We start from the raw sequence: 4,725 nt of genomic DNA, 5'->3' as shown, positions 1-4,725 counted from the left end.
GAGCGATGGCGAGCCCGGCGTGAAGACGATTTGGCTTGGCCTGAAAGAAGTTCATGTCGCTGCGAAGACTTTGCGAGGATTACGAGCCGTCGATGATGGGGACAATTGTGTATAACCGCATGCATTTACCCCCCTTACACAGCCTGAAGGACCGCAAGGCCGTGACGCGCAGGAGAGAGCGACGCGTATGTCCGCAGGGCGGAGCCGCCGCTCGAATGGCCGCGCGAAAGGTCTAACCAACGCCCGCTGACGGCCGATTGTGTTGAAAAACTCGATCTGCCCTGTCAGCAGGCCAGACCTGCCAAAACTTGACCTCTCAGATCGACCTGTTTTGAACGATCGCAGATCGGTTGAGGGGTGGGGTACCCCCGAAACCTCGTCAGAAACCGTGTCTGCCGAGTTTTTCAACACAATCGGCCGGTTACAGCCGTCCGATCCGGCGGCTGTTCTCGACCCGCTTCGGTCTTTGGGGTGATCGTCCTCCAGACCACCGTATCTAAGGCGAAAGCGTCGTTCTGACTGCCAAAACTTTCAGCCGCGCGATATCATTCGGTGCTCACTCCGAGACCAACGACAAATCGCCGACATGCCCATTCGCACCGATCTTTGGAAAATTGGTTCACAACCGGAGCAGCTCGTCGAATCCATATTGCAGGCCGAGCAGCTTCTGGAGGACATGATTGTTGCAGCTCCGCGCATGCTCTCGGATGAATGGATGCTGATCGGGCGTCAGGAGGATACCGGATTTGGAGGCCGGATAGACTTGCTGGCGATCGCCCCTGACGCGTCGCTAGTGTTGATCGAACTGAAACGCGACCGCACACCACGAGAGGTTGTTGCGCAGGCGCTCGACTACGCCTGCTGGGTGGAAAAGCTCCGCACTGACGAGATCACGGCGATCTACTCACGCTTCGCGCCAGGCCGCAATCTCGCCGATGACTTCTCGCAAAAGTTTGGGCAACCGCTTGACGAAGATGATTTAAATCAGGGACATCAGCTTATTATTGTGGCTGCATCGCTAGACGCTAGCACGGAGCGCATAGTCGCCTATCTGAGTGCGCAGGGTATCCCCATTAACGTGCTGTGCTTTCAGGTCTTCGCCGCCGGCGACTTTCAACTTCTGAGCCGCTCCTGGCTGCTGGATCCGGTCAACACCCAGGCTGCCGCCTTGACGAAACCTGATACGACGAATGAGGCGTGGAACGGCGAGTACTATTGCTCATTCGGTGACGGCGCGTCTCGGTCGTGGTCTGACGCAGTCGATCTTGGGTTCATCTGTGGCGGTGGTGGCGCCTGGTATAGCCGCACATTGCAACTGTTGAATCCCGGGGATCGAGTCTGGGTCAAAGTTCCTGGGCAAGGGTTCGTCGGTGTCGGACGAGTCACTGGTCGATCACAGCCGGCTGCTACGTTCAAGGTCACGACCCCGAACGACACAGTTTCAATTCTGGACGCTGTCAAAAGCGGGGACTACCATCGCCAATTCTTGGACGATGAAACTCGCTGCGAGTATTTTGTCCCGGTGCAGTGGTTGCAGACTGTACCGCTCACGCAAGCTGTGCAGGAGATTGGCCTGTTTGGTAACCAAAACACCATCTGCAAACCCACGACGCCAAAATGGCGAGCAACCGTCGAGCGACTGAAGCAGAAATTTCCGTCCTTCGATAGCGATGCTGCCTCGCTATCGGCCTGATGAGAGGTGGATTTGGAACTCCACCTTCTCATCGTGGCAAGCGCTGCAAAAAAGCTAATGCTACGGGATAGACTATACAGAGGACCAACAACATGAACAACAACAACAGCAAGAACGTCGTGGCGGTGTTCGACCTGACCACCACCGCAGGCTTGGAGCGTGCCATCGAGGTAGCGGAGCATCCCGACTTTTTTGCTCGCCTGTATGGCCCCATCGTCGAATTCGCAAGAGAGATGGTCGATAAAGGACTTGAGCTTTTCCGGACCGCCACGGATACGGAGGCAACGATCAAAGAGCAGCGAGAAGCTGCTGTCGCTGTAATCATGGCAGGCAGGGAAGCAGGCTGTTCGTCTATCGAAATCACAATGGACGAAAAAGCTGGCATCGATCTTGGCGGAAAGATTGGTCCCAACATCGATCTCAAAATCATCTCCGCGGGCAAAGCAGGCAAGATGACGATCAAGGCCGAGTACAAGTAACTAATTGATCGGTAGGGGCCGCCTTTGCCGCATACCGGACGTCCGAACGTCTCGTTAAGCGCGGCATCGAGCGACGTGTTGTGGCCGGCTACTGCCATTGCGCTTCCGCCATCCCTGGCCGGCACCGTTTGCCGCAGCGTGCGGGCCAGGGGGAACATGGGGCCGGCGGCGCGGGGACGCGGCGATAAGGCTCGATAACGGGGCCTTATCGCATCGTCACCACGCGAAGGGGGCAGGCGGAGAATCTTGTGTCCGCGGTGAGAACGTCTGGAAGCTGAGGCCAGCCCCGAAGAGGCCAAACTCCTCGGCAAACTCGAGGAGTTCATCGTCGACTTGGACAACAACCGGCACTTCATCGTGAACTACGGTGACCGCTATCGGCATGGGGAGCCCATTGCTTCAGGTTTTGTCGAGTCAGCCGTCAACCAGGTGGTCAGCAAGCGGTTCGTCAAACGGCAGCAGGTGGCCTGGCGACCTCGGCACGCGCACAACCTGCTGCAAATCCGGACGGCCGTGCTCAATGACCAGCTCTGGTCGTACGTTGAACGATGGTATCCCTCCGTAGCCGGAGACGAAAACCATCGCCTTGCCGCTTAGCAGCCCCCGGTTTGGCGCGGTCTCCTTTTCCAGCGTCGCCGACCTGGCGCGACGCATGCGCATCGATACGGAGGCGCTGCTTCAGCGGTTCCGTGAAGCGGGGGTTGCCAAGGCCTCGGTAGAAGCGCCCGTTTATGAGGCCGACGTCGCGGCATTGAGCGCCCACTATCGGACCTTGCTCCGGCCGCGGGCGATTGAAATTGCTACCGAAGTGCGTATGGAAGCGACTGGCGAAAGAGCCCGGCGCAATCGGGTCGTGTTGGTCGGCCAACTCGGAGCGTGACCCGGAAACCCGCTACATGCCCTCCGGAGGATGCCGTCACGAAAATCCGGCTCGCCACGACGGATCGGTATCAGCGGCTGTGCGAGCAGGTGCTTGAGTACGGCTTCTACCCAACCAGCGCGCGAGCACTCCTCTACCTGGATCTGCTCCTGCGTCGGGTTCCGGCGGAATTGAGTGCATTTTCGCGGGGATTGCTTCGCGCCCTTTTTTGCGCGTCGATCGACGAGGTAAGCCGGACTCATCAGGTTTCTTCTCGACTCGCACGGGCGAGGTCGCTCCGGGCCGGCGATGTCCATTCGTGCCGGACGGCGGAGCGCGCATCCGCCATTCATCCCGCATTCGCGCCGCCCTGTGTTGTCCTCTGAAGGAGTTTTGATATGACACCGCACCTTTTCTCCGCAAACGCCGCCACCCAAGGCGCACCCCTGGTAGAAAAATTGGTCCACGACATCGACGAGCAGCTGGAGCACACATCGACGCAGGCGAGCGCGCCCGCGTGATTGCGATCGTCCGCCAGTGCCTGACCGCAACGCTTGCGACCCCGCCAGCCGCTGCGTCCGATGTCGATGAACGACTCGCCGTGTCATACCTGAAGCCCTCGGAAGTCATCGATTGTGGCCTGGTGGCCATGTCGCAGGCGACGCTGTACCGTGCCGTGGAGGATGCGCGCTTTTATTGCGTCATCCCGCGCGGCAAGGCCATTGGCAAGGCATTCCCCGCGTGGCAGTTTGCGCCACCCGTGCCCGAAATGCTGCCCGCCGTCCTACAGGCGATGCGATCGCTTCCGAGCAGTGAAATTCATGCGTTCTGGGTGACCCCGGTCGACGCGTTCGACAATCTGACGCCGGCCGAATTGCTGGCCGGCAAGCCGTTCGAGACGCGCGCGACGTTGACTGCAGCGCAATCGAGTCATCTCGCCAGACCCACCAACGAGCGGCAGGCGAGGGTGATTGCGCAGTTGGCTGGGCTGCCTTCGCGCAGTTCGGATCTGATCAGTTAATGGCAACGCCAACTTTTTCCTTACCGCCTGAGATTGAACGCACGCTTCCCTCAGTCAACCGTCTGCGGCAGGCCCTGGCCGCAACGATGACTACGCTGCCGGCCGGCACACGACTGGTTCGTGCCGCCTGGCATCCAGACGCAGTTATCCCGCCGTTCGTCCAGCGTACCTATCGGTTCGGGCCACCCGACGCCTTGGTTGGCCCCGACGGTCGGTACGCGCTCTTCTGGATGTCAAACCGATGTCGAATGCACCGCAAGTAATCGCGATCATCAAAGCGTTACCTGGTCTTATAAAATTTCTTGAGAACGAAGGCGGGCTGGTGCGCTGGCACGCTGAATTCTAATTATAAATATCGTAACTGACCTGCGCGTATCGCCCACTACCGGATCAGCAGTTTAGTACTATTTGTTCTTCGTGCTCTCCGAACCCAGTCGGCGGCCTTATAGCGAAGGTCCGCGACGCGAGACGGTGCGCAAGGTGGTGATTTCGGTGAAGGATCAGCGGTTTCGGTAAAGGAGGTGGAGGTCGGGCTCGGTACCCAATCCACCCTATAAGGAGCCTCGCCTTATAGCAAGATCGGTTTGTGGTGGTTCGAGGTGTAAATGAAAGAGGGATGTGATTTCTTTGGGTGAGGGGGACGAGTTGGTTGGCTATGAAGCGGCGGGAGAGA

The 4,725-nt window shown here is 58.8% G+C and carries 5 protein-coding genes and 1 pseudogene; all 6 read left to right on the top strand.

Annotation, left to right across the window (positions count from 1 at the left end; translation table 11 throughout):
- The first annotated feature begins 586 nt into the window (after window positions 1-586).
- The 6 genes and pseudogenes from DN412_RS42165 to DN412_RS42145 all read left to right on the top strand — a co-directional run bounded on the left by DN412_RS42165 (window position 587) and on the right by DN412_RS42145 (window position 4,052).
- Complete coding sequence (locus DN412_RS42165) at window positions 587-1,693, top strand: PDDEXK family nuclease (RefSeq protein ID WP_115216897.1); 1,107 nt, start codon at window positions 587-589, stop codon at window positions 1,691-1,693.
- Between the two features lie 92 nt (window positions 1,694-1,785).
- Window positions 1,786-2,172 carry a hypothetical protein gene (locus DN412_RS42160; RefSeq protein WP_115216896.1) on the top strand — a complete coding sequence of 129 codons (387 nt, stop codon included), beginning with the start codon at window positions 1,786-1,788 and terminating at the stop codon, window positions 2,170-2,172.
- Between the two features lie 267 nt (window positions 2,173-2,439).
- Window positions 2,440-2,769, top strand: a pseudogene (locus tag DN412_RS42155) (ISKra4-like element ISBte1 family transposase); the annotation flags it as partial.
- Window positions 2,770-2,824: 55 nt separating this feature from the next.
- Window positions 2,825-3,052 (top strand): hypothetical protein, encoded by a 228-nt coding sequence (locus tag DN412_RS42150; protein WP_133303190.1) that lies wholly within the window; start codon window positions 2,825-2,827, stop codon window positions 3,050-3,052.
- Between the two features lie 377 nt (window positions 3,053-3,429).
- Window positions 3,430-3,552, top strand: a complete 123-nt coding sequence (locus DN412_RS45605; protein WP_279635313.1) for a hypothetical protein — start codon at window positions 3,430-3,432, stop codon at window positions 3,550-3,552.
- Window positions 3,549-4,052 carry a hypothetical protein gene (locus DN412_RS42145; protein WP_244223100.1) on the top strand — a complete coding sequence of 168 codons (504 nt, stop codon included), beginning with the start codon at window positions 3,549-3,551 and terminating at the stop codon, window positions 4,050-4,052. The genes DN412_RS45605 and DN412_RS42145 overlap by 4 nt, the downstream gene beginning before the upstream one ends.
- Window positions 4,053-4,725: the final 673 nt, after the last annotated feature.

This window comes from Cupriavidus lacunae (genome assembly GCF_003353055.1).
Lineage (GTDB): Bacteria > Pseudomonadota > Gammaproteobacteria > Burkholderiales > Burkholderiaceae > Cupriavidus > Cupriavidus lacunae.
The sequence above is the reverse complement of the archived record's forward strand: the minus strand, read 5'-3'. Positions and strand labels throughout refer to the sequence as shown.

Excerpts from the sequence above, each read along its gene's own strand:
- DN412_RS42150 (WP_133303190.1), top strand. The coding sequence starts at position 2,825 with ATGCGCATCGATACGGAGGCGCTGCTTCAGCGGTTCCGTGAAGCGGGG.
- DN412_RS42165 (WP_115216897.1), top strand. The coding sequence starts at position 587 with ATGCCCATTCGCACCGATCTTTGGAAAATTGGTTCACAACCGGAGCAG.
- DN412_RS42160 (WP_115216896.1), top strand. The coding sequence starts at position 1,786 with ATGAACAACAACAACAGCAAGAACGTCGTGGCGGTGTTCGACCTGACC.
- DN412_RS45605 (WP_279635313.1), top strand. The coding sequence starts at position 3,430 with ATGACACCGCACCTTTTCTCCGCAAACGCCGCCACCCAAGGCGCACCC.